The sequence below is a fragment of the Stenotrophomonas indicatrix genome (assembly GCA_041545745.1).
In the GTDB taxonomy this organism is placed as follows: domain Bacteria; phylum Pseudomonadota; class Gammaproteobacteria; order Xanthomonadales; family Xanthomonadaceae; genus Stenotrophomonas; species Stenotrophomonas indicatrix_A.
Genome location: CP168152.1, coordinates 4263641 through 4283074 on the forward strand (window position 1 = coordinate 4263641; position 19434 = coordinate 4283074).

The 19434-nt window shown below is 66.5% G+C and carries 17 protein-coding genes and 1 pseudogene; 9 read left to right on the top strand and 9 right to left on the bottom strand.

The features are described 5' to 3' along the window. Positions 1-69: 69 nt before the first annotated feature. On the bottom strand, positions 70-1182 hold the full coding sequence (hppD, locus tag ACEF39_RS19430; protein WP_251474013.1) for a 4-hydroxyphenylpyruvate dioxygenase: 1113 nt from the start codon (positions 1180-1182) through the stop codon (positions 70-72). 129 nt (positions 1183-1311) lie between these two features. Between hppD and ACEF39_RS19435 the strand changes: the two genes are divergently transcribed. The 3 genes from ACEF39_RS19435 to ACEF39_RS19445 all read left to right on the top strand — a co-directional run bounded on the left by ACEF39_RS19435 (position 1312) and on the right by ACEF39_RS19445 (position 3656). Then, the gene (locus tag ACEF39_RS19435) at positions 1312-1806 is read left to right on the top strand and encodes a MarR family winged helix-turn-helix transcriptional regulator (protein ID WP_050815698.1); all 495 of its coding nucleotides are present in this window, start codon (positions 1312-1314) and stop codon (positions 1804-1806) included. A gap of 541 nt (positions 1807-2347) precedes the next feature. Next, complete coding sequence (locus ACEF39_RS19440; RefSeq protein ID WP_500286250.1) at positions 2348-2575, top strand: hypothetical protein; 228 nt, start codon at positions 2348-2350, stop codon at positions 2573-2575. A gap of 19 nt (positions 2576-2594) precedes the next feature. After that, the gene (locus ACEF39_RS19445; protein WP_191077707.1) at positions 2595-3656 is read left to right on the top strand and encodes a PDDEXK nuclease domain-containing protein; all 1062 of its coding nucleotides are present in this window, start codon (positions 2595-2597) and stop codon (positions 3654-3656) included. A 41-nt stretch (positions 3657-3697) separates the two neighbouring features. On the opposite strand, the gene ACEF39_RS19450 is transcribed toward ACEF39_RS19445, so the two are convergent. From ACEF39_RS19450 to ACEF39_RS19465, 4 genes are all read right to left on the bottom strand, one after another. Beyond that, positions 3698-4837 (bottom strand): hypothetical protein, encoded by a 1140-nt coding sequence (locus ACEF39_RS19450; protein ID WP_500286251.1) that lies wholly within the window; start codon positions 4835-4837, stop codon positions 3698-3700. Between the two features lie 171 nt (positions 4838-5008). Beyond that, positions 5009-5611 carry a thioredoxin family protein gene (locus ACEF39_RS19455; RefSeq protein WP_100462741.1) on the bottom strand — a complete coding sequence of 201 codons (603 nt, stop codon included), beginning with the start codon at positions 5609-5611 and terminating at the stop codon, positions 5009-5011. 16 nt (positions 5612-5627) lie between these two features. After that, complete coding sequence (locus tag ACEF39_RS19460; RefSeq protein ID WP_500286252.1) at positions 5628-7127, bottom strand: peptide MFS transporter; 1500 nt, start codon at positions 7125-7127, stop codon at positions 5628-5630. Between the two features lie 179 nt (positions 7128-7306). After that, positions 7307-8182, bottom strand: a complete 876-nt coding sequence (locus tag ACEF39_RS19465; RefSeq protein ID WP_140225246.1) for a tryptophan 2,3-dioxygenase — start codon at positions 8180-8182, stop codon at positions 7307-7309. A gap of 325 nt (positions 8183-8507) precedes the next feature. Here ACEF39_RS19465 and pdhA point away from each other — a divergent pair, with 325 nt between their 5' ends. Genes pdhA through ACEF39_RS19485 form a run of 4 tightly spaced genes read left to right on the top strand, consistent with a single transcriptional unit; the run spans position 8508 to position 12396 of the window. Then, positions 8508-9590: a pyruvate dehydrogenase (acetyl-transferring) E1 component subunit alpha gene (gene pdhA, locus ACEF39_RS19470; RefSeq protein WP_032976633.1), complete on the top strand. Its 1083-nt coding sequence runs from the start codon at positions 8508-8510 to the stop codon at positions 9588-9590. After that, positions 9583-10650, top strand: a complete 1068-nt coding sequence (locus ACEF39_RS19475; protein ID WP_500286253.1) for an alpha-ketoacid dehydrogenase subunit beta — start codon at positions 9583-9585, stop codon at positions 10648-10650. The genes pdhA and ACEF39_RS19475 overlap by 8 nt, the downstream gene beginning before the upstream one ends. Before the next feature lies 1 nt (position 10651). Then, complete coding sequence (locus ACEF39_RS19480) at positions 10652-11005, top strand: SH3 domain-containing protein (protein ID WP_025874583.1); 354 nt, start codon at positions 10652-10654, stop codon at positions 11003-11005. Beyond that, a complete protein-coding gene (locus ACEF39_RS19485; RefSeq protein WP_089237418.1) occupies positions 11002-12396 on the top strand; it encodes a dihydrolipoamide acetyltransferase family protein in 1395 nt (464 codons plus the stop codon). The genes ACEF39_RS19480 and ACEF39_RS19485 overlap by 4 nt, the downstream gene beginning before the upstream one ends. A 107-nt stretch (positions 12397-12503) precedes the next feature. Here ACEF39_RS19485 and ACEF39_RS19490 read toward each other — a convergent pair whose 3' ends face one another. The 3 genes from ACEF39_RS19490 to ACEF39_RS19500 form a co-directional block, all read right to left on the bottom strand. After that, a complete protein-coding gene (locus ACEF39_RS19490; RefSeq protein ID WP_500286254.1) occupies positions 12504-12890 on the bottom strand; it encodes a VOC family protein in 387 nt (128 codons plus the stop codon). 231 nt (positions 12891-13121) lie between these two features. Continuing rightward, entirely contained in the window at positions 13122-13829 is a 708-nt protein-coding gene (locus tag ACEF39_RS19495) for a helix-turn-helix transcriptional regulator (RefSeq protein ID WP_500286255.1), read from the bottom strand. Continuing rightward, a complete protein-coding gene (locus ACEF39_RS19500; protein WP_500286256.1) occupies positions 13829-14464 on the bottom strand; it encodes a Rossmann-fold NAD(P)-binding domain-containing protein in 636 nt (211 codons plus the stop codon). Before ACEF39_RS19500 ends, ACEF39_RS19495 begins: the two co-directional genes overlap by 1 nt. Before the next feature lie 106 nt (positions 14465-14570). On the opposite strand from ACEF39_RS19500, the gene ACEF39_RS19505 reads away from it, so the two are divergent. After that, a complete protein-coding gene (locus tag ACEF39_RS19505; protein WP_500286257.1) occupies positions 14571-16109 on the top strand; it encodes a GGDEF domain-containing protein in 1539 nt (512 codons plus the stop codon). Positions 16110-16389: 280 nt separating this feature from the next. On the opposite strand, the gene ACEF39_RS19510 is transcribed toward ACEF39_RS19505, so the two are convergent. Continuing rightward, the gene (locus ACEF39_RS19510; RefSeq protein ID WP_500286258.1) at positions 16390-17316 is read right to left on the bottom strand and encodes a DUF808 domain-containing protein; all 927 of its coding nucleotides are present in this window, start codon (positions 17314-17316) and stop codon (positions 16390-16392) included. Between the two features lie 203 nt (positions 17317-17519). On the opposite strand from ACEF39_RS19510, the pseudogene ACEF39_RS19515 reads away from it, so the two are divergent. Beyond that, a pseudogene (locus tag ACEF39_RS19515) lies at positions 17520-19172 on the top strand (ABC1 kinase family protein); the annotation flags it as partial. Between the last annotated feature and the right edge of the window lie 262 nt (positions 19173-19434).

Below are 19434 nucleotides of genomic sequence, written 5' to 3' on the forward strand. Positions count from 1 at the left end.
GCCGGCCAGCGGCCGGCACTACCATTCGGACAGGGGTTGCCGGCCAGTGGCCGGCATTGCCTGCAGACCTTACAGCACGCCGCGGCGGATCTGGTCGCGTTCGATGCTCTCGAACAGCGCGGTGAAGTTGCCTTCGCCGAAGCCTTCGTTGCCCTTGCGCTGGATGATCTCGAAGAAGATCGGGCCGATGCAGTTCTGGGTGAAGATCTGCAGCAGCTTGCGCTGGTGGGTTTCCGGGTCGGCGTCGATCAGGATCTTGTTCTTCGCCAGGCGGGCGACGTCCTCACCGTGGTTCGGCACGCGCTGGTCGATCACATCGAAGTAGGTCTCCGGCGTGTCGAGGAAATCCACGCCCTGCGCGCGCATGGCTTCGACCGTGTCGTAGATGTTCTCGGTGAAGCAGGCGATGTGCTGGATGCCTTCGCCCTTGTACGCATCCAGATATTCGTTGATCTGGCTCTTCGGGTCGGACGACTCGTTCAGCGGAATGCGCACGATGCCGTCCGGCGCGGTCATCGCCTTGGACACCAGGCCGGTCTTCAGGCCCTTGATGTCGAAGTAGCGGATCTCGCGGAAGTTGAACAGACGCTCGTAGTAGTCCGACCACTGCTGCATGTTGCCGAAGTACAGGTTGTGGGTCAGGTGGTCGATGAAGGTCAGGCCGAACCCCTTCGGGCGCAGCTCGGCGCCGGCGATCAGCTCGTAGTCGCCATCGAAGATGCTGCCGGCATCACCATAGCGGTCCACCAGGTACAGCATGCAGTCACCGATGCCCTTGATGACCGGGGCGTTGACCGCCTTGCTCTCCGGCTTGAAGGCGATGGCTTCAGCGCCATTGCCCAGCGCGGTCTGGTAGACCTCCGCGCCCGGCTTCTTGAAGCGGATGGCGAAGCCGCAGGCGCACGGACCGTGCTTTTCGGCGAAGTCGGCAGCGAACGAATCGGGGTCTTCATTGACCAGGAAGTTGACGTCGCCCTGGCGATAGACGGTAATCGGACGCTGCTTGTGCTTGAGCACCGCGCTGAAGCCCATCTTGCGGAAGTACTCGTGCAACTCGGCACCACGGCCGGCCGGTGCGGCGAATTCGACGAATTCGAAGCCGTCGATGCCCATCGGGTTTTCGAAGGTGGTGACCTGCATGCCGGGGTTGGGATGCGAGGCGGACGGGACTGCGGTATTCATGGCGTGGCTCCGAATCGGTGCCGCATCGGCACAAACCAGGTGCGGGCGGGGTTGGACCCGGCGAGAATGCAGGGTACGGACCCAACACTTATAGTTACACTTGAAACCACCAGCAAGGTGCACCGCAACATGAGCCCCGCCGATCCCGCTTCCACCCGCCTGCGTGCCTCCCACGTCCTGCTCGACCTGGAACAGTTCCTGCCGTACCGGCTGAGCGTGCTGTCCAACCGGGTCAGCGGCAACATCGCCAAGCTGTACGGCGACCGCTATGGCCTGGCCATCCCGGAATGGCGGGTGATCACCATCCTGGCGCTGTACCCCGGGTCGTCGGCCAGCGAGGTCTCCGACCGCACGGCGATGGACAAGGTGGCGGTCAGCCGCGCGGTGGCGCGCCTGCTGGAGCGCGGTTTCATCAAGCGTGAGACGCATGGCGATGACCGCCGCCGCTCGGTGCTGGCGCTGTCGGCGGCGGGGTTCGAGGTGTACGAGACGATCGCGCCGATGGTGATCGAGATCACCCGCAAGCTGATGTCGGTGCTGAGCGAGGAAGAGGAGCAGGTGCTGGAGAAGCTGATCCTGCGCCTGGCCGGCGATGGCCTGGAGCGGATGGGCGAAGGGGTCTGACCCCTTCGGGGCGGCGCCCACCCCGCCGCTCTTGGTAGGTGTCGACCTTGGTCGACACATGGACCCACGCCAGGCGTGGATGAATGTCGCGGGCTGCGCTGCGAGGGACCCGACGCGCTCCATCGATGACGCCCAACGCGTGTTGTGCATGGCCCCGCCGACGAACGGTCTTTCGGCCGGGTTCGACTCGAAGTGTCGCGTTTACCACCTGATGTTTCGGCATCAGGCCGGTAAAGTCCTGATCGACAGAGCGGTTGTATCGAAATTCGCGCATCGAGTGGCATTGCCTATTGGACGGCCGGTTCCATCGGCCTGAGGGTAGGCGCGCAGCGGATCACCGCTGCCGGGGTTGAAAGCCCGTTGATCCGAAGGAAACCACGCCGCACCCGTCGCCGCCCATCGCGGGCGGCGACGACTCGCGCTGCCCAGCTTTGGCGGGCGGTGCGTGGGGCCGCATGGCCGCCGTTCTTCCTTCGGATCACGGTCTTTCAACCACGCATCGCCTGCCGCCTTTCCGGCGGCCTCGCCACGGAGCTTCGCCATGACACGCCCCCATCACCCCACTACCGCGCCCATCGACCGCGAAGCCGACCTGCAGCGCATCGATGAGGCGTTGGCCACGCTGGAAACGGTCACCCAGGCATGGTTCGAACATCAGCGCCTCAAGGCCTGCCCGCCGGGGTTGCTGCTGTCGTTGAACCGGCTGCTCGACCTGACCAGTCTCGCCAAGGGCTATGCCAGCGCGCTGCGGGTGATTGCCGAACCCTGACCCTGCTGGAAGGCACCTCATGGATGACACACCGCCCCTCACCCTGCCGCATACCCACGATCTGCTGGCTGATATCCGGGAACTGATATCCACGGCCCGCGCCGGGATGGTCAGGACCGTCAATGCCGAACTGACGCTGCTGTACTGGCGCATAGGACGTCGCATCCATGTCGATCAGATGGATGGACGCCGGGCACGCTATGGAGAGGTCCTGTTCAAGCGCATCGCCAGGACACTGTCTGCCGAGTTCGGCGGTTCGTTCGGTGAAAAGAGCCTGCGCAGGATGGTGCAGTTCTCCATCGCATTTGCCGACGAGCAGATTGTCGTATCACTGCTACGACAATTGAGCTGGACCCATTTCATCGCGCTGATTCCGCTGTCTGATCCGCTCAAGCGCGACTTCTACGCCCAGATGGCCAGCACGGAGGGCTGGAGTGTCCGCATGTTGCGCCAGCGCATCGACTCGATGCTGTACGAACGTACAGCACTTTCCAGCCAGCCCGAGCAGACCATTGCCAATGAGCTGTCGGCGTTGCGCCGGAACCAGCAGCTCTCCCCGGGTCTGGTCCTGCGCGACCCGTACGTACTGGATTTTCTCGGGCTGAAGGAGTGCTGGGACGAGCAGGAGCTGGAAGGCGCCATCCTGCGTGAAATGCAGGGATTCCTGCTTGAACTCGGGGCAGGCTTCAGTTTCGTCGCCCGCCAGAAACGCATCCAGATCGATGACGACGACTTCCATCTCGACCTGCTGTTCTACAACCGCCGCCTGCGCAGGCTGGTGGCCGTCGAACTGAAGATCGGTGACTTCAAGCCAGCGTACAAAGGCCAGATGGAGCTCTATCTGCGTTGGCTGGATCGTTATGAGCGGGAGGAAGGTGAAGAGGCACCGCTGGGCATCATCCTTTGCACAGGCAAGAAGGCAGGCCAGATCGAGTTGCTGGAGTTGGACCGCTCAGGCATCCATGTGGCGGAGTACCTGACATCCCTTCCCTCCCGGGAAGTCCTCAAGCAACGTCTGCAGGCCGCCACGGAGCGTGCGCGGCAACGCATGGAGTTCACTGCTGCAGAGATCGACCGTTAGGGGGTCAACAGACCCACGCCACGCGCGGATGGCCCACGCACTCAGCTCAGATGCTTGCGCCGTGCATGGATCCACGGCACCGCAAGCGCGCCGATGGCGCCGCCGGCAAAGCCCAGCGAGGCAGCAACAGTGGTCGCTTCCACAGCGCCGGGCAACGCCAATGCGGCAGTGACCAGCAGCAGCGACGGCAGGCCGACGAAGGTGCCCAGGAAGAACGGCCAGCGCGGCGACCAGGTGTTGAGCTGCAGCAGGCTGACCGGCTGCCACGCCTCGGACGAGGCGTCTTCGGCGATCTTCGCCACCACTCTACCCAGATCCACTTCCGGCAGCAGCTTGCCTGGACGCGCGGCGGCAATCGCTTCGGCCACGGCTTCAACGGGCGGGAAGCTGCCCGGCCACGCTACCGGTGCAGGCACGCCATAGGCGGTCAGCAGCGGCACGCTCAGCCACGGCGCCACCAGCGGACGCAGCCTGCGCCGGCCATGCACGCACCAGATCTGCGGCTGCCCGTGCGCGGTCACGCTGTACAGCGCCAACTCGCTCGGCGGCGGATAACCCAGCATGGTCACCCGCGCCGCCAGGCTGTCCTGGTCCATCGCACGCAGGAAGCCGGGGCGGCTGCGCCCTTCCTGCATCCAGGCCAGGCCGAGCGCGCCGACCAGATAGGCCTCGGCGACATCCTTGCTGCCCGCGTTGGCGCGGTCATCGCTGGCCAGGTACCAGGCCAGTGACTTCGGTTCGGGCACGTCGGCCAGGCCCCAGCGACTGTCGTCGCCCAGTACATGGCGCACCGGCAGGCGGGCCGGTGCGGTTTCACCACGCTCGCCGGGCTGCAGGAATGGCAGCACCCCCTGCACGAAACTGGACAGCTCGATCGCGCGCACGCCGTTGCCGTGCCATTCCGGCGGCAGCAGGCCGGCCAGCTGTCCTTCGGCGGCGAGTCGATCCAGCCGCGCCTTCTGTTCCACCAGCTTCTGCACCGCGCCCTTCAGCACCACGTTGTCGGGCAAGGCGATCTGCGGCAACCGATGCCGCGGCGGCGCGAGTTCAAGGGCGGCTTCGCCGGTGCCGGCGTCGTCCAACAGGGCTTCCTGCGGTGGCAGGGTCACGCCGTCGCCTGCTCCGCCTTCGGCCAGTTCAGTGGCAGGTTCGTGCAGACGTTCGGCGTGGTCGCTGTGCATGGGCGTTCCGGTAGGTTGCATCGACGGGGCGTCGACTGAAGTCCTTGCCGGTAACGGCGTGTGCACGCTGAAGTTGAGATGTGGAGTCGGAGAGTGTGACGGCGCGCGCAGTAGACCCACGCCATGCGTGGATGGCCGGGCAGCGGAGAGGCCGCCGGGCGCGGCCCGGTGCTACCGGTCAGGCGCCCACTGCTTGAGGAACGCCATCACGCGTGCGGTCTGCACGGTCTTGCCCTTGTGCATCGCTTCGCTGGGCTGTGGCGCCAGCAGCGTGCCGTCGGCATCGATCACCAGCAGGTGCGGGTGCTCGCCTTGCAGCGGCGGGAACTGGCCCAGGAAGGCCGCGTTCGGATTCTCGGCACTGTCGTTGACCTTGACCCACACGTAGTGGGCATCACGGAAGCGGCGCAGATCGCCATTGCCTTCCACGGCTTCATCCAGCGCATGGCAGGGCTCGCAGGCGGCGTTGCCCACTTCCAGGATGATGCGCTTGTTGCCACGCTGGGCTTCGACCTTGGCGGTTTCCAGGTCGGCAACGGGATTGCGGGCCGGGTCGAACTGCGCGCCAAGCCCGGCGATGGCGGCGATATCGGCCGCCGCCGGGGTGTTGCCCGAGGCCACCGGTTCGCTGGGGTCAGCGACCGGTGGCTCGGTGGGGCGTGTGTCGAGGGGCTGCGTGGGTTCGGGGGCCGCGGGAGGTTGAGGCTGCGAACAGGCGCCGATCAGCGCCGCACACACCACTGCCACCACTGCACCGCCGAACGTTGTACGCATGCCCACTACCCTCTCATTACTTCACGCCGTGCATCAGCTTGTTGATCAGCGGCGCGACCAGGAACAGGACCACACCCGAACCGATCAAGGCCCAGAACCCGAAGGTATACCCCTTCAGTGCCGATTCGACCGTCATGCCGCCTTCACCACTGACCGCACCGGCGAAGATGCCCGACAGGTTGTTGCCGATGCCGGTGGACAGGAACCAGCCACCCATGCCGAAGCCGACCAGGCGCACCGGAGCCAGCTTGGTCACCATCGACAGGCCGATCGGCGACAGGCACAGCTCACCGACAGACTGGATGACGTAGACCATGAACAGGGTCCAGAACGGGATCTTGCCGTCCACGACCATGGTCGACAGGGCGAACATCAGCAGTGCGAAGGCAGCGCCGTTGAACAGCAGGCCGAGGCCGAACTTGCGCGGGATGGACGGATTGGCGCGGCCCAGGGCCACCCAGATCCAGGCGATGATCGGCGCCAGGGTGATGATCGCCACCGAGTTGACCGACTGGAACCACGCGGTCGGGAAGGTCCACTCACCCAGCTGGCGGTTGACGATGTTCTCGGCCAGGAAGGTGAAGGAGCTGCCGGCCTGTTCGAAGAACATCCAGAACATGACGTTGAAGGCGAAGATGATCAGCATGGCGATCACGCGGTCGCGCTGCACCTTGCCCTCGCGGATGCCTTCCACCAGCAGCAGCACGGCCAGGGCGGCAAACATCACGCCGAGGATCCAGGCCAGCGCGGTGGCGCCGGTGGCGAGCAGGAAGTAAGCCACCGGAATGGCGAACAGCGAACCGACCAGCACCATGATGATGCGGCCGAAACCTTCAGCACCGACCGGCGGTGCACCGATGCCCTTCAGGCCGTCACGACCGATGTAGAACCACACCAGCGAGACCAGCATGCCCACGCCGGAAGCGATGAACACGACCTTGTAGGACGGCATTTCCGAGGTACCGAAGACCTTGCGGGCCAGGTACTCGGTCAGCACCGGAGCGATCATCGCGCCGATGTTGATGCCCATGTAGAAGATGGTGAAGCCCGAGTCGCGACGCTCGTCCTTCAGGCCGTACAGCTTGCCGACCATGGTCGAGATGTTCGGCTTGAACAGGCCGTTGCCGACGATGATCGTGGCCAGGCCGAGCTTGAAGATGTGCTCCTGCGGCAGCGAGATCATGAACAGGCCGACGGCCATGATGATCGCGCCGGTCAGGATCGAGCGCTGGTACCCCAGCACCCGGTCGGCCACGTAACCACCGAAGATCGCGGCGGCGTACACCAGCGCCAGGTAGGCGCCGTAGATGCGGCTGGCGTCGCCTTCACCGGCGGCGTTGCCGTTGTAGAACTGGGCAACGATGTACAGCACCAACGCCCAGCGGATGCCGTAGAACGCAAAGCGCTCCCAGAACTCGGTCATGAACAGCATCCACAACGGGCGCGGGTGGCCCATCGTGGTGTTGAAGTCCGGCAGCGCCGGCTCTGGGGTGTTCGCAGTGGCGTTTACGCTCATGCGGAATTCCTGGTTCGGTGGATGGAGGCACGTCCGATGTGCGGTGAAGCAACGCGCGAGGATCACCGACTTCTGGCGTTCACGTCAAATACACGCCGTTTGAGGCAGGTCGCGGCCTGCTCGCTGAACTTGCATCTGAAACGATCCAGCCAGCCGCAGGCGGCCAAGCTGAATGCGGATCAGGCCAGATCCGGCGGGGGCGCGACCTGCAGCGTGGTGCGCACTTGGAACAACTCGGGGAAGAAGGTCAGTTCCAGCGCCTTGGCCAGGAAGCCCACGCCGGATGAACCGCCGGTGCCGCGCTTGAAGCCGATCACCCGCATCACCGTGCGCATGTGCCGGAACCGCCACAGCTGGAAGGCCGTTTCCAGGTCCACCAGGTCCTCGCACAGCGCGTACTCGCGCCAGTAGCGGTCGGTGTCCTGGTAGATGCGTTCGAAGACCGGCTGCAGGCTGTCGTCGGCCACGTGCGGCTGGGTCCAGTCGTGCGCCTCGTACACCGCCGGCACGGCATGGCCGAAGCGGGCCAGGTACTTCAGGAATTCCTCGTACAGGCTCGGCGCCTCCAGCACGGTGCGCAGCTGCGCCTGCCCGGCCGTGTCGTGCTCGAACACCTGCAGCATCTGCGCGTTCTTGTTGCCCAGCAGGAACTCGATGTAGCGGTACTGCAGCGACTGGAAGCCCGAGGACGGGCCGAGCACGTCGCGGAAGCCCATGTACTCGGACGGGGTGAGCGTTTCCAGTACCGACCACTGCTCGGTCAGCTGGCGCAGCACCTGCTTGCTGCGCGCCAGCACCTTGCGGCACTGCCAGACCTCGTCGCGCTGCAGGAAGCCGATCGCCGCACCCAGCTCATGGCCCAGCAGCTTCAGCCACAGCTCGGAGGTCTGGTGCTGGATGATGAAGAGCATCTCGTCGTGATGCGGCGGATTGGACAGCGGCTGCTGCGCGCTGAGCAGCTGGTCCAGCCGCAGGTAGCCGCCGTAGGTCAGCCGCCCCTGCAGGTCGGTGTGGATACCGGCTTCGAGATCGCGTTGGTTGTTGTCGACGGACATGGGCGGGACCAGATCGGGGGCGGCAAGGGTAGCGCGTTGCTGCCGCGCTGGCAGCCGCGATGACCGTACCGGGGCGTGCGGCGCGGCTGTGGAACGGCCGTTGCGCGTGGAACCGTTCGCGCCGTTCTACTGGCGCTCAGCCCAGAGGCGTTTGTGATGCTTTGCAGCAATGGCTGAATACGTTGAAGTTATTGGCATCATGCACCCGGAAGGGCGTACAAAGGCGGGCAGGCCGTGCTGCGCCGCAGGAGAGCTTTTTCGTACGCATTCCTTAACATGGCGATTCATATCATTTGTAACTTCTCTGTCGAAGGTGCAGTACGCAATGACGGTTGCCGCTGAGTTCAAGATCGAATACCTGCAGTATCTGGACACGGACGGCACGCTCGTCCGCGATGACCTGCCCGAAGCCCTGCGCGACCCGCGCGCCTTGCTGCCGATGTTCAAGCAGATGCTGTTCGTGCGTGTGTTCGACGGCAAGTCGATCGCGCTGCAGCGCACCGGCAAGCTGGGCACCTACGCGGCCTGCCTCGGCCACGAAGCCGCGCATGTGGGCATCGGCGCCTCAATGCAGAAGGACGACGTGTTCGCACCGTCCTACCGCGAATACGGCGCGATGTTCATGCGGGGCGTGCGCCCGCACGACGTGCTGATGTACTGGGGCGGCGACGAGCGCGGCAACGACTACGGCGGTAATGCGGCCAAGGACTTCCCGTTCTGCGTGCCGATTTCCACCCAGTGCCTGCACGCCGCAGGCGCTGCGCTGAAGTTCAAGCTCAACAAGGAACCGCAGATCGCGGTGGCCGTGTGCGGCGACGGTGGCAGTTCCAAGACCGACTTCTACGCGGCACTGAATTCGGCCGGTGCCTACAAGCTGCCGCTGATCCTGTGCATCGTCAACAACGGCTGGGCCATCTCGGTCCCGCGTTCGGCCCAGACCGGTGCCGAGACGCTGGCACAGAAGGGCCTGGCCGGCGGCCTGCACTGCCTGCAGGTGGACGGCAACGATCTGATCGCGGTGATGGCCGCCATGCTGCAGGCGCGCGAACGTGCGCTGGCCGGCGACGGTGGCACCGTGCTGGAACTGATGACCTATCGCCTGTCCGATCACACCACCGCTGATGACGCGCGCCGCTACCGCGACGACGCCGAAGTGAAGGATGCCTGGCAGCGCGAGCCGATGCTGCGCCTGCGCAAGTACTTGACCAACGCCGGTGTCTGGAGCGAGGAAGAAGAAGCCGCCTGGACCGCCGAGTGCGGCAAGCGCGTGGACGAGGAAGTGAACCTGTACCTCAACACGCCGGTGCAGCCGGTCGAGGCGATGTTCGATTTCCTCTATGCCGACCCGCCGCAGGACCTGCTGGCCCAGCGCGCCCAGGCGATCGCCCTGGAGCAGCGCCATGGATGAGATCAAGAGCGGCGCGTCCAGCGCGCACACCAACGCCGCCGACAGCGCTGCCGTCGCGCGCGGAGAACAGAACATGACCGACACCCCGATCACCCTCATCGAAGCCATCACCCAGGCACTGGCCTGGGAGCTGGAGCACGACAAGTCGGTGCTGGTGCTGGGCGAAGACGTGGGCGTCAACGGCGGCGTGTTCCGCGCCACCGCAGGCCTGCAGCAGCGCTTCGGCGCCGACCGCATCCTCGACACCCCGCTGGATGAAACCACCATCGCCGGCCTCACCATCGGCCTGGCCGCACAGGGCATGAAGCCGGTGGCCGAAGCCCAGTTCGATGGCTTCATGTACCCGATGGTCGACCACATCATCTGCCACGCCGCGCGCCTGCGTTACCGCACCCGTGGCCGCCTGCACTGCCCGATGGTGCTGCGCGTGCCGTGGGGTGGTGGCATCCGTGCGCCGGAACACCACAGCGAAGCCAACGAAGCGATCTTCACCAACGTGCCGGGCCTGCGCGTGGTGCTGCCGTCCTCGCCGCAGCGCGCCTATGGCCTGCTGCTGGCCGCGATCCGCGAGCCGGATCCGGTGATCTACATGGAGCCCAAGCGCATCTATCGCCAGTACAAGGAAGTGGTCGTCAACGACGGCGAAGCCTTGCCGCTGGACGTGTGCTTCGTGCTGCGCGATGGCACCGACGTGACCCTGGTGACCTGGGGCGCGCAGGTGAAGGAAGCGCTGGAAGCGGCCGACAAGCTGGCCGGCGAAGGCATCAGTGCCGAAGTCATCGATGTGGCCACGCTGCGTCCGCTGGACTTCGCCACCATCGCCGAGTCGGTGGCCAAGACCGGCCGCTGCGTGATCGTGCAGGAGGCCCCGAAGACCGCGGGCTTCGGCGCGGAAATCGCCGCACGCCTGGCCGAGGAATCGCTGTACGACCTGCTGGCTCCGGTCGAGCGCGTTACCGGCTACGACACCCACATTCCGCTGTTCCGCCTGGAGATGAAGTATCTGCCGAGCGTGGAGCGGATCGTGGCGGCGGCCAAGCGCGCGGTGGCGGCAGGCTGACATGCGGGCCCGCCTTCTCGGGGCTTACCGCAGCCAGTATCCCAACCCGCTCCGGTTCCGCACCGGCCAGATCGTCGAAGTAGGCGTACGTGACGAGGAATGGCCGGCGTTTGCCTGGGTGCGCACCAGTGATGGGCGCGCCGGATGGGCACCGGTAGCGTGGTTGCAGCTGTTGGACGATGGTCGCGCAGAAGCCCTGCGCGACTATGACGCCCGCGAGCTGGATGTGGAGAACGGTGAGATGGTCAAGCTTCATCACGAACACGGCGGGTGGTGGTGGTCCGAGCGCGCCAATGGCGCGACGGGCTGGTTGCCTGCCCGCGAACTGGAACTGCTGGAAGAGAACTGCAAATGAGCCAGACCAAGAACTTCAACCTGCCCGACCTGGGCGAAGGCCTGCCGGACGCGACCATCGTCGAGTGGTTCGTCAAGGAAGGCGATGTGATCAAGCTGGACGAGCCGCTGGTCTCGATGGAAACCGCCAAGGCCGTCGTCGAAGTGCCCTCGCCGTTCTCTGGCACGGTGCTGAAGTTGTCCGGCGCTGCCGGCGACATCATCCCGACCGGCGCGGTGCTGGCCAGCTTCGCGCTGGACCCGAACCTGCCGCAGCGCGCTGACGGCCAGGACACCGGCCACAGCCACGGCCATGCCGCTCCGGCGGCTCCGGCCGCACCGACGCCGCCGCCGCTGCCGACCGCAGCCGCCCCGGTAGCTGCTGAAGAAGCCAAGCCGGCCGCCGCCGAGCGTGATGACGCCGGCACCGTGGTCGGCGCGATGCAGAGCTCCAATGCGGTGCATGCCGAACAGGCGCTGGCCGTTGGCGGCGTCAAGGCCGTACCGGCCGTGCGTGCCACCGCGCGCAAGCTGGGCGTGGACCTGAGCCGCGTGCGTGCCACCGGCACCGATGGCGCGGTGACCATGGCCGACGTCAAGCAGGCCGCCGCCGACGGCAGCGCGAAGATCGGCGCGGCACCGGCAGCGGTTGCTGCACCGGCGGCTGCCGCACCGGCTCCGGCGCAGGTGGCCGCGCCGGTACAGTCCGACGCACGCACCCCGCTGTCTGCCGCTGGCAAGCCGATGCGCACCCAGCCGCCGGGCGTGGTTGCCAAGGGCCAGCCGGAGCCGCTGAAGGGCGTGCGCCGCAACATGGCGCGTGTCATGGCCGATGCGCACAGCAAGGTCGTGCCAACCACGCTGAACGACGACGCCGACATCCACGCTTGGCTGCCGGGCAACGACGTCACCGCCCGCCTGGTGCGCTCGATCGTGGTCGCCGCGCAGAAGGTGCCGGCGATGAACGCCTGGTTCGACGGTGAAGCGCTGACCCGCACCCTGCATGCGCAGGTCGACATCGGCATTGCCGTGGATACCGACGACGGCCTGTTCGTGCCGGCCCTGCGGAATGCCGACATGCTCGACGCACGGGGCATCCGCGAAGGCGTGAACCGTCTGCGCGAGCAGGTGGAAGCGCGTTCGATCGCTGCCTCGGAACTGAGCGGCTATACCATCTCGCTGTCCAACTTCGGCATGTTCGCCGGCCGCTACGCGACCCCGGTCGTGGTGCCGCCGTGCGTGGCCATCGTCGGTGCCGGCCGTGCCCGCCACCAGATGACCCCGGTGATGGGCGGCGTGGAAGCGCACAAGGTCATTCCGCTGTCGGTGACGTTCGACCACCGCGCCGCCACCGGCGGTGAAGCGGCCCGCTTCCTGCGCGCGATGATGGACGATCTGGCGCTGGCCAGCTGATCGGGTGGGTGCCATCGACGAACTGATCGGTGGGTGCCAACCTTGGTTGGCACATGAATAGAAAACGCCGGGCATTGCCCGGCGTTTTTTTACGCACGGGGCGACGATCAATCGCGTGCAACCATGCCCTCGGCGCGGCTGTAGACACGCAGGCGGTGACCATCGGGGTCGACACCGACGAAGGTGTGGCCGAATTCCAGCGTTACCGGCGCCTGGGTGATGCGCACGCCAAGCCCGCGCCACTCGTCGTGCATGCGCTGCACCGTTGCTGCATCTGCCACCACCATCGCCAGTTCAGCGGCGCCGGCCTGCGCATCCACTGGCGGCTGCACGTCATCGCGCTGCCACAGGCCGAGCGCGGCGCCATCGCCGAGCAGGAACAGGGCAAAGCCGGGCGACTGTTCGACCGGTGCCGTGCCGAGGATGCCGCGGTAGAAGGTGGCGCTGGTGGCAACGTCGCGCACGTACTGCAGCAGGGTGCTTGGCTTGAACATGGGAAAGCTCCGTGGTTGGGAGCGGTCATGGTGGCCCTGCCCTGCTGACAGATCCTGTCAGCAGCGTCGAACCTGCTCTGCTGCTGGTGCTCTGGCCCTGGTAGATGTCGAGCTTGCTCGACTGCTCTCCGCGAGCAGCAAGAGCAGTCGAGCAAGCTCGACATCTACCAAGAGCAAAGAGCAGAGAGCAAAAGCGGTCGAGCAGGCTCGACCTCTACCAAAACGGATACGTCACGAACGGTCCAGCCAGTCCGGAGCGATGCCCTGCGCCTTCTGCCAGCGCCGCAGCAAGGTGGCGCGCGGCACAAGATAATGATCCGGCAGTGCACGCACACGGCGGATGCGATCCAGGCGGAAATGACGGAAGTCCTCGCGGCCCTCGCACCACGCCGCCAGCATGGGCACTTCATCGAAGTACCCCAGTGCGAACGGCCAGACCACGCGCTCGCTGCGCCGTCCCTGCGCATCTTCATAGGCGAACTGCAGCCGCTGCTGCGTGCCCACCGCTTCGCGCACGGCCTGCAGGCGCGCCGGTGGCACGGTAGCCGCCGTACGCGACGGGCCCACGCGCAAGCCGCTGTCACGCAGCGCCTCGCGTCGCGCCGCCGGCAGCACGTGCGCGATGCGCGCCAACGCATCACGCGCGGCCTCGGCCAGCGCCGGCTCGGTGCGTGCCGCCACCCAGCGCAGGCCCAGCACCAGGGCGTCGATCTCGGCCGGTGGCAAGGTCAGCGGCGGCAGCACATCGCCCGGTTCCAGCTGGTAGCCGACACCGGCTTCCCCGCGCAGGTCGGCGCCCTGCTCGCGCAGCGTTTCAATATCGCGGTAGAGCGTACGCAGGCTGATGCCCAGTTCCTCGGCCAGCGCCTGCCCGGCCACTGGACGGCGGTGGCGGCGCAGCACCTGCAGCAGCTGGTTCAGGCGTAGCGCGCGGGACATCAGCCGACCAGATCGCGCGACGGCACCACGTGCTCGCCCGGCTTTGCCGCCAGCACCGCGTCCACCAGCGCGTGCGCAATCTCCGGTGCCGGATTGATCCGCCAAGCGCGTGGCAACACCGGCCCCAGCACGCCCAGTGCCTGCAGCGCGAAGTGTTCGCCACGGCGGACCGCCTGCCGCTCACCGCCGATCAGCCCCGGCCGCACCAGCGTCAGCGACGGGAACCGCAACGCGCGCAGGTCGCGCTCCAGCTCGCCTTTGACCCGGCTGTAGAAGATCGACGAACGCGGGTTGGCGCCTGCGGCCGAGTTCAGCGCGAAGGCCTGGGCACCCTGCGCGAGGGCCAAGCGGGCGAAGGCCAGCGGATAGTCGTGGTCGATGCGATGGAACGCCTCGCGGCTGCCGGCCTGGGCGATGGTGCTGCCCAGGGCGCAGATCACCGCGTCCATCCGGGCCCAGTCCGGCGCATCGGGCAGCCGGGCGAAGTCGAGCACCGGGTTGTGCAGTTTCCCGTGCGGCGCAGCCAGCGAGCGACGGCTGGGCGCGACCACGGCGCTGCAGCGCGGGTCGGCCAGCAGCTGCGACAGGGCGTGGCCTCCGACCAGTCCCGTCGCCCCCAGCAACATCACACGCATACCCACCTCCACTGCGGCATCCTGTCGCCCATCCTATCGGTTCAAGCCACCGCCGGTTGCGCCGATATGCTGTGACCAGCCCCCCTGCCATCCCAGGATGCGTTCCATGACGGACCAGCCCGACCCCCGCCCTGCCCCCGGTACCGCCATCGGGCCGCCTGCGCGCGTGCGCGCGGTGGTCGATGACGGGCGCGGCGACCGGGTGGTGCTGCAGGGTGGGAACAGCGTGGCGTTGCAGCAGCTGTTTGCCGGGGCCGATGCACCCGAGCCGCTGCTGGCTGCCTTCGCCAATGGCATGGCCACCTTGCCGGGCGAGCTGGGCGACATGGGTGATCGCCTGCAGTCGGCGCAGGCCAGTGCCGATTGGCCGCGCTATGGCCGGGCGATGCGGCAGCTGATCGACAAGTACATCCGCACCATCGACCAGCACTCACCCGATGGCCAGCCCGACAGCCTGCGCCTGTCCGAGCAGTTGCGGTTGCTGCTGGGCGGCGCGGTGGTGGCACTGCTGCAGCACGATCCCGACCTGCGCGAGCAGGCCCAGGCCCTGGCCGTACGCCTGCGCCAATGGCAACCGGGCGCGGCACTGGAGCCGATCGAACAGGGCGCGCGCGAGCTGGGCCACCAGATCGGCGTGCGCGCCGAAAGCTGGCAGGAACAGCAGGCGCTGTTGCTTGAGTTGTTCGCCCTGCTGCTGGAGAACGTCAGCGAGCTGCTGGATGACCGCAGCTGGCTGCAGGGCCAGATCGCGGCCGTGCGCCAGTTGCTGGCCGGACCGCTGGAAGCCGAATCAGTTGAGCGCACCCGCGCCGAGCTGCGCGAGGTGATCTACAAGCAGGGCCTGCTGCGGCAGGGAATCGACGATTCGAAAGCGGCCATGCGTAGCTTGATGGGCGAGTTCATCGAGCGCATGGATGGCATGGCTGCCAGCACCGGTGAATACCACGACCGCATCGGCAGCTACGCGCTGCAGTTGCGCGAGGCGCGCAGCATCGCCGACCTCAACCACCTGCTGCAGGAAGTGATGCAGGACACCGGCAAAGTGCAGCAGCAGGCGGCGCAGGCGCGCGATCACCTGGCCAGCGCGCGGCAGGAAGTGGAACGCGCCGAGCAGCGCATCAACCAGCTGGAACAGGATCTGCGCGCAGCCGGCGATCTGGCACGTATCGATCCGCTGACCCAGGCCCTGAACCGGCGTGGCCTGGATGAACTGCTGCAGCGCGAGCTGGCCCGGGCCGCACGCAACCACTCGCCGTTGGGACTGGCGGTGATCGACCTGGATGATTTCCACCAGACCAACGACGAACACGGCCATGCCGGCGGCGACGCGCTGCTGCAGCACCTGGTGGCGGTGTGCCGCCTGCTGCTGCGTGCCACCGATGGCATCGCCCGGCTGGGCGGCGACGAGTTCGTGCTGGTGCTTCCCGAAACCCCCGGCGCGGACAGCATGGCTACGGTGCAGCGGCTGCAGCGCTCGCTGGCGCATCGCGTACTGACCGTGCAGGCCCGGCGGGTACCGGTGCATTTCAGTGCCGGACTTTCGCAATGGCAGCCGGGCGACGATGCGGATTCGATGCTGCGGCGCGCCGATGACGCCCTGTATGTGGCCAAGCGCGAAGGCAAGAACCGGGTGCACGCGGGATAGTTCCCCGGCGCACCGGAAACAGCTTGGTAGGTGCCGACCTTGGTTGGCACGCGCGGCAAACAAACCGCCGACCAAGGTCGGCCTCTACCGGGCAGGACGCCGGAAACCGCTTGGTAGGTGCCAACCTTGGTTGGCACGCGCGGCAAACAAACTGCCGACCAAGGTCGGCCTCTACCGGCCAAGGCGCCGGAAACCGCTTGGTAGGTGCCAACCTTGGTTGGCACGCACGGCAAACAAACCGCCGACCAAGGTCGGCCTCTACCGGGCCACGGGCCGGCGCTTACTTTCCGCGCAGCTTCTGGAACCCGGTCACCGCCGCGAGCACGATCGCACCGGCGATGATGCCGACCACCATGTTGCCCAGCGCGTTGACCAGCCAGCCCCACTGGCCTTCACCGCCCAGCGCCTGCACTGCGTGGTGCAGCGCCGGGACGTTGTGCACCAGGATGCCGCCGCCGACCAGGAACATCGCTGCGGTACCGGCCACCGACAGGAACTTCATCAGCCACGGTGCAGACACCAGCAGGCCGCGGCCGACTGCCGCCAGCGCCGCGCCCTTGCGCGACAGATACAGGCCCAGGTCGTCCAGTTTCACGATGCCGGCGACCAGCCCGTAGACGAACACCGTCATCGCCAGCGCGATCACCACCAGGGTACTGACCTGGTTGATGAACGACGCCGTGGCAACAACGCCCAGCGACAGCACGATGATTTCGGCCGAGAGGATGAAGTCGGTGCGGATCGCGCCCTTCACCTTGTCCTTTTCCCACGCGACCATGTCCACCCGTGCATCGGCCAGCGCATTGCGCAGCTCGGCCTGGTGTTCGGCGTCCTCGTCGGCTGAATGCAGGAAACGGTGCGCCAGTTTCTCAACGCCCTCGAAGCACAGGAAGGCACCGCCGATCATCATCAGTGGCACGATCAGCGGCACGTTCCAACCGCGGCTGTGCAGCCAGGCTTCCAGCGCGCTGATCGCCAGCGCCGCCGGCACCAGGATCACCTTGTTCACCAGCGAGCCCTTGGCCACCGCCCACACCACTGGCAGTTCACGGTTGGCGTTGACGCCGGTTACCTGCTGCGCGTTCAGCGCCAGGTCGTCGCCCAGCACGCCCGCGGTCTTCTTGGCGGCGACCTTGGTCAGCACCGAGACGTCGTCGAGCAGGGAGGCGATATCGTCGAGCAGAGCAAACAGGCTGGCACCGGCCATGGGGGATCCAGAAAGGGGAATGAGCGGATTCTGACCGATCCGGCGCCCCCTGCGGTAGCGGGTTCACCGCGCGCCCACCGGGCGGCAGGGACACTGGCAGCGTGATCCGGCCCCGCCGGCGGTGGGATCACGGGCATAAGGTCGTCGTCTTCGAGGAGGGTCGTTTGAGCAATCCGTCCACTGCCACAGGCAATCCGCCGCTGATCAGGGGCATGAACCGGCGCAGCCAGATCCTGCGCCTGCTGATGCGCTACCGCCATTCCGGCGTGTTCTCCGGCATGAACCTGGACGCTGCCGGCAGCCACACCGACGTGCCACCGGACGGCAATCCGGAGCAGTTCGTCAGTGACCTGGAAGCGCTGGGGCCCACCTTCGTCAAGCTCGGGCAGATGCTGTCGACCCGCCCGGACATGGTGCCGGTGGAGTTCGCCACCGCGCTGGAGCGCATGCAGGAGAAAGTGGCGCCGATCCCGGTCGAACGCATCCACGCCATCGTCGAACAGGAACTGGGCGCGCCGGTGAACAAACTGTTCGCCGCATTCGATCCGCAGCCGCTTGGCTGTGCGTCCATCGCCCAGGTGCATCGCGCGGTGCTGCACGACGGCCGCGAGGTGGCGGTGAAAGTGCAGAAGCCCGAGGTGGCCGCGCAGCTGCGTTCGGATCTGGAAGTGCTGCGCAGCTTCGCCCTGGCCGCCGACCACCTGACCCAGATCGGTCGCCGCGTGCGCCTGCGCGACTGGCTCAACGAATTCGCCAAGACGCTGATGCAGGAGCTGGACTACCACGCCGAGGCCGAGAACCTGTCGCGCTTCGGCCGTCATCTGAAGCCGTTCCGGCGCCTGTGGATTCCGCAGCCGCTGTGGGACTACAGCAGCCATCGCGTGCTGACCATGGAACTGGCCACCGGCGTGCGCGTGGATGCCATTCCCGATGTGCGCCGCACCGAACAGGCGATGGACCCGCTGGCGGCGGCGCTGATCCGCGGTTACCTGGACCAGATCTTCGTGCACGGCGAAATCCACGCCGACCCGCACCCCGGCAACCTGCGGGTGATGCCTGATGGGCGCTTGGCCATCTTCGACCTGGGCATGGTCGCGCACATGCCGCCGCGGCTGCGCGAGCGCCTGCTGAAGATCCTGTTTGCCGCCGTCGATGGCCGCGGCGAGGAAGTGGCCGACGACCTGATCAGCATCAGCACGCGGCTGGAAGCGTTCGATGAGGAGCGCTACCTGCGCGAGACCGGCCAGCTGATCGCACGCTACGCGGCCAGCGCGAATTTCTCCGAAGGGCGCGTAGTGCTGGACATGGTGCGCATCGCCACTTCGTCCGGGTTGCGCACGCCGCCGGAGCTGAGCCTGCTCGGCAAGGCGCTGCTCAATCTTGAAACCGTATGCCGCCTGCTGGCACCGGACCTGGATACGCGGCGCATCGTCGAGCGCCAGTTGCAGCACGTGATGCGCGCGCGCCTGAAGAAATCCCTGTCGGCCGCCAACCTGGCCAGCGAGGCGATGGAGTTGCAGCAACTGCTGCGCGACGGACCGCGCAAGCTGTCGGACATCATGGCGCTGCTGGCCGAGAACCGGCTGCAGATGAAGGTGACCGGGTTGGAAGAATCGCGGCTGATGGAGAACCTGCAGAAGATCGCCAACCGCGTGGCCGCCGGCATCATCAGCGCCGCGTTGATCATGGCGGCGGCAATGATGATGAAGATCGACACCGGCTGGCATGTGCTGGGCTATCCTGCCATCGCATTGGTGCTGTTGTTGATCGGCGTGGTGCTTGGGCTGGGCATCGTGACCAGCGCGTTGTTGTTCGATCGCCGTGCGCGCTCGCGCGAGGAACGTGGGCATCGATAGCATTGATACGTCGTCTTATCCATGCGTGGTGCGCATCAACAAAAACAGCGCATTCATGCGGTTTTTAATGCAATCGAGCGTAAGTTTTCACGCTCGATTTACGTTCGCGGCGTGATATCGCACGCGCGATTTCAACAAACATTTCAGTCAGGTTCGTGCATGCACTATCGGGTCATCGGCCTGTCACGCAGATGTGCTTGCAGCAGCGCCGGTCGGATGGACACGCGTCGGTACGACGTCCATCGCCACCCCGTCACTGCCG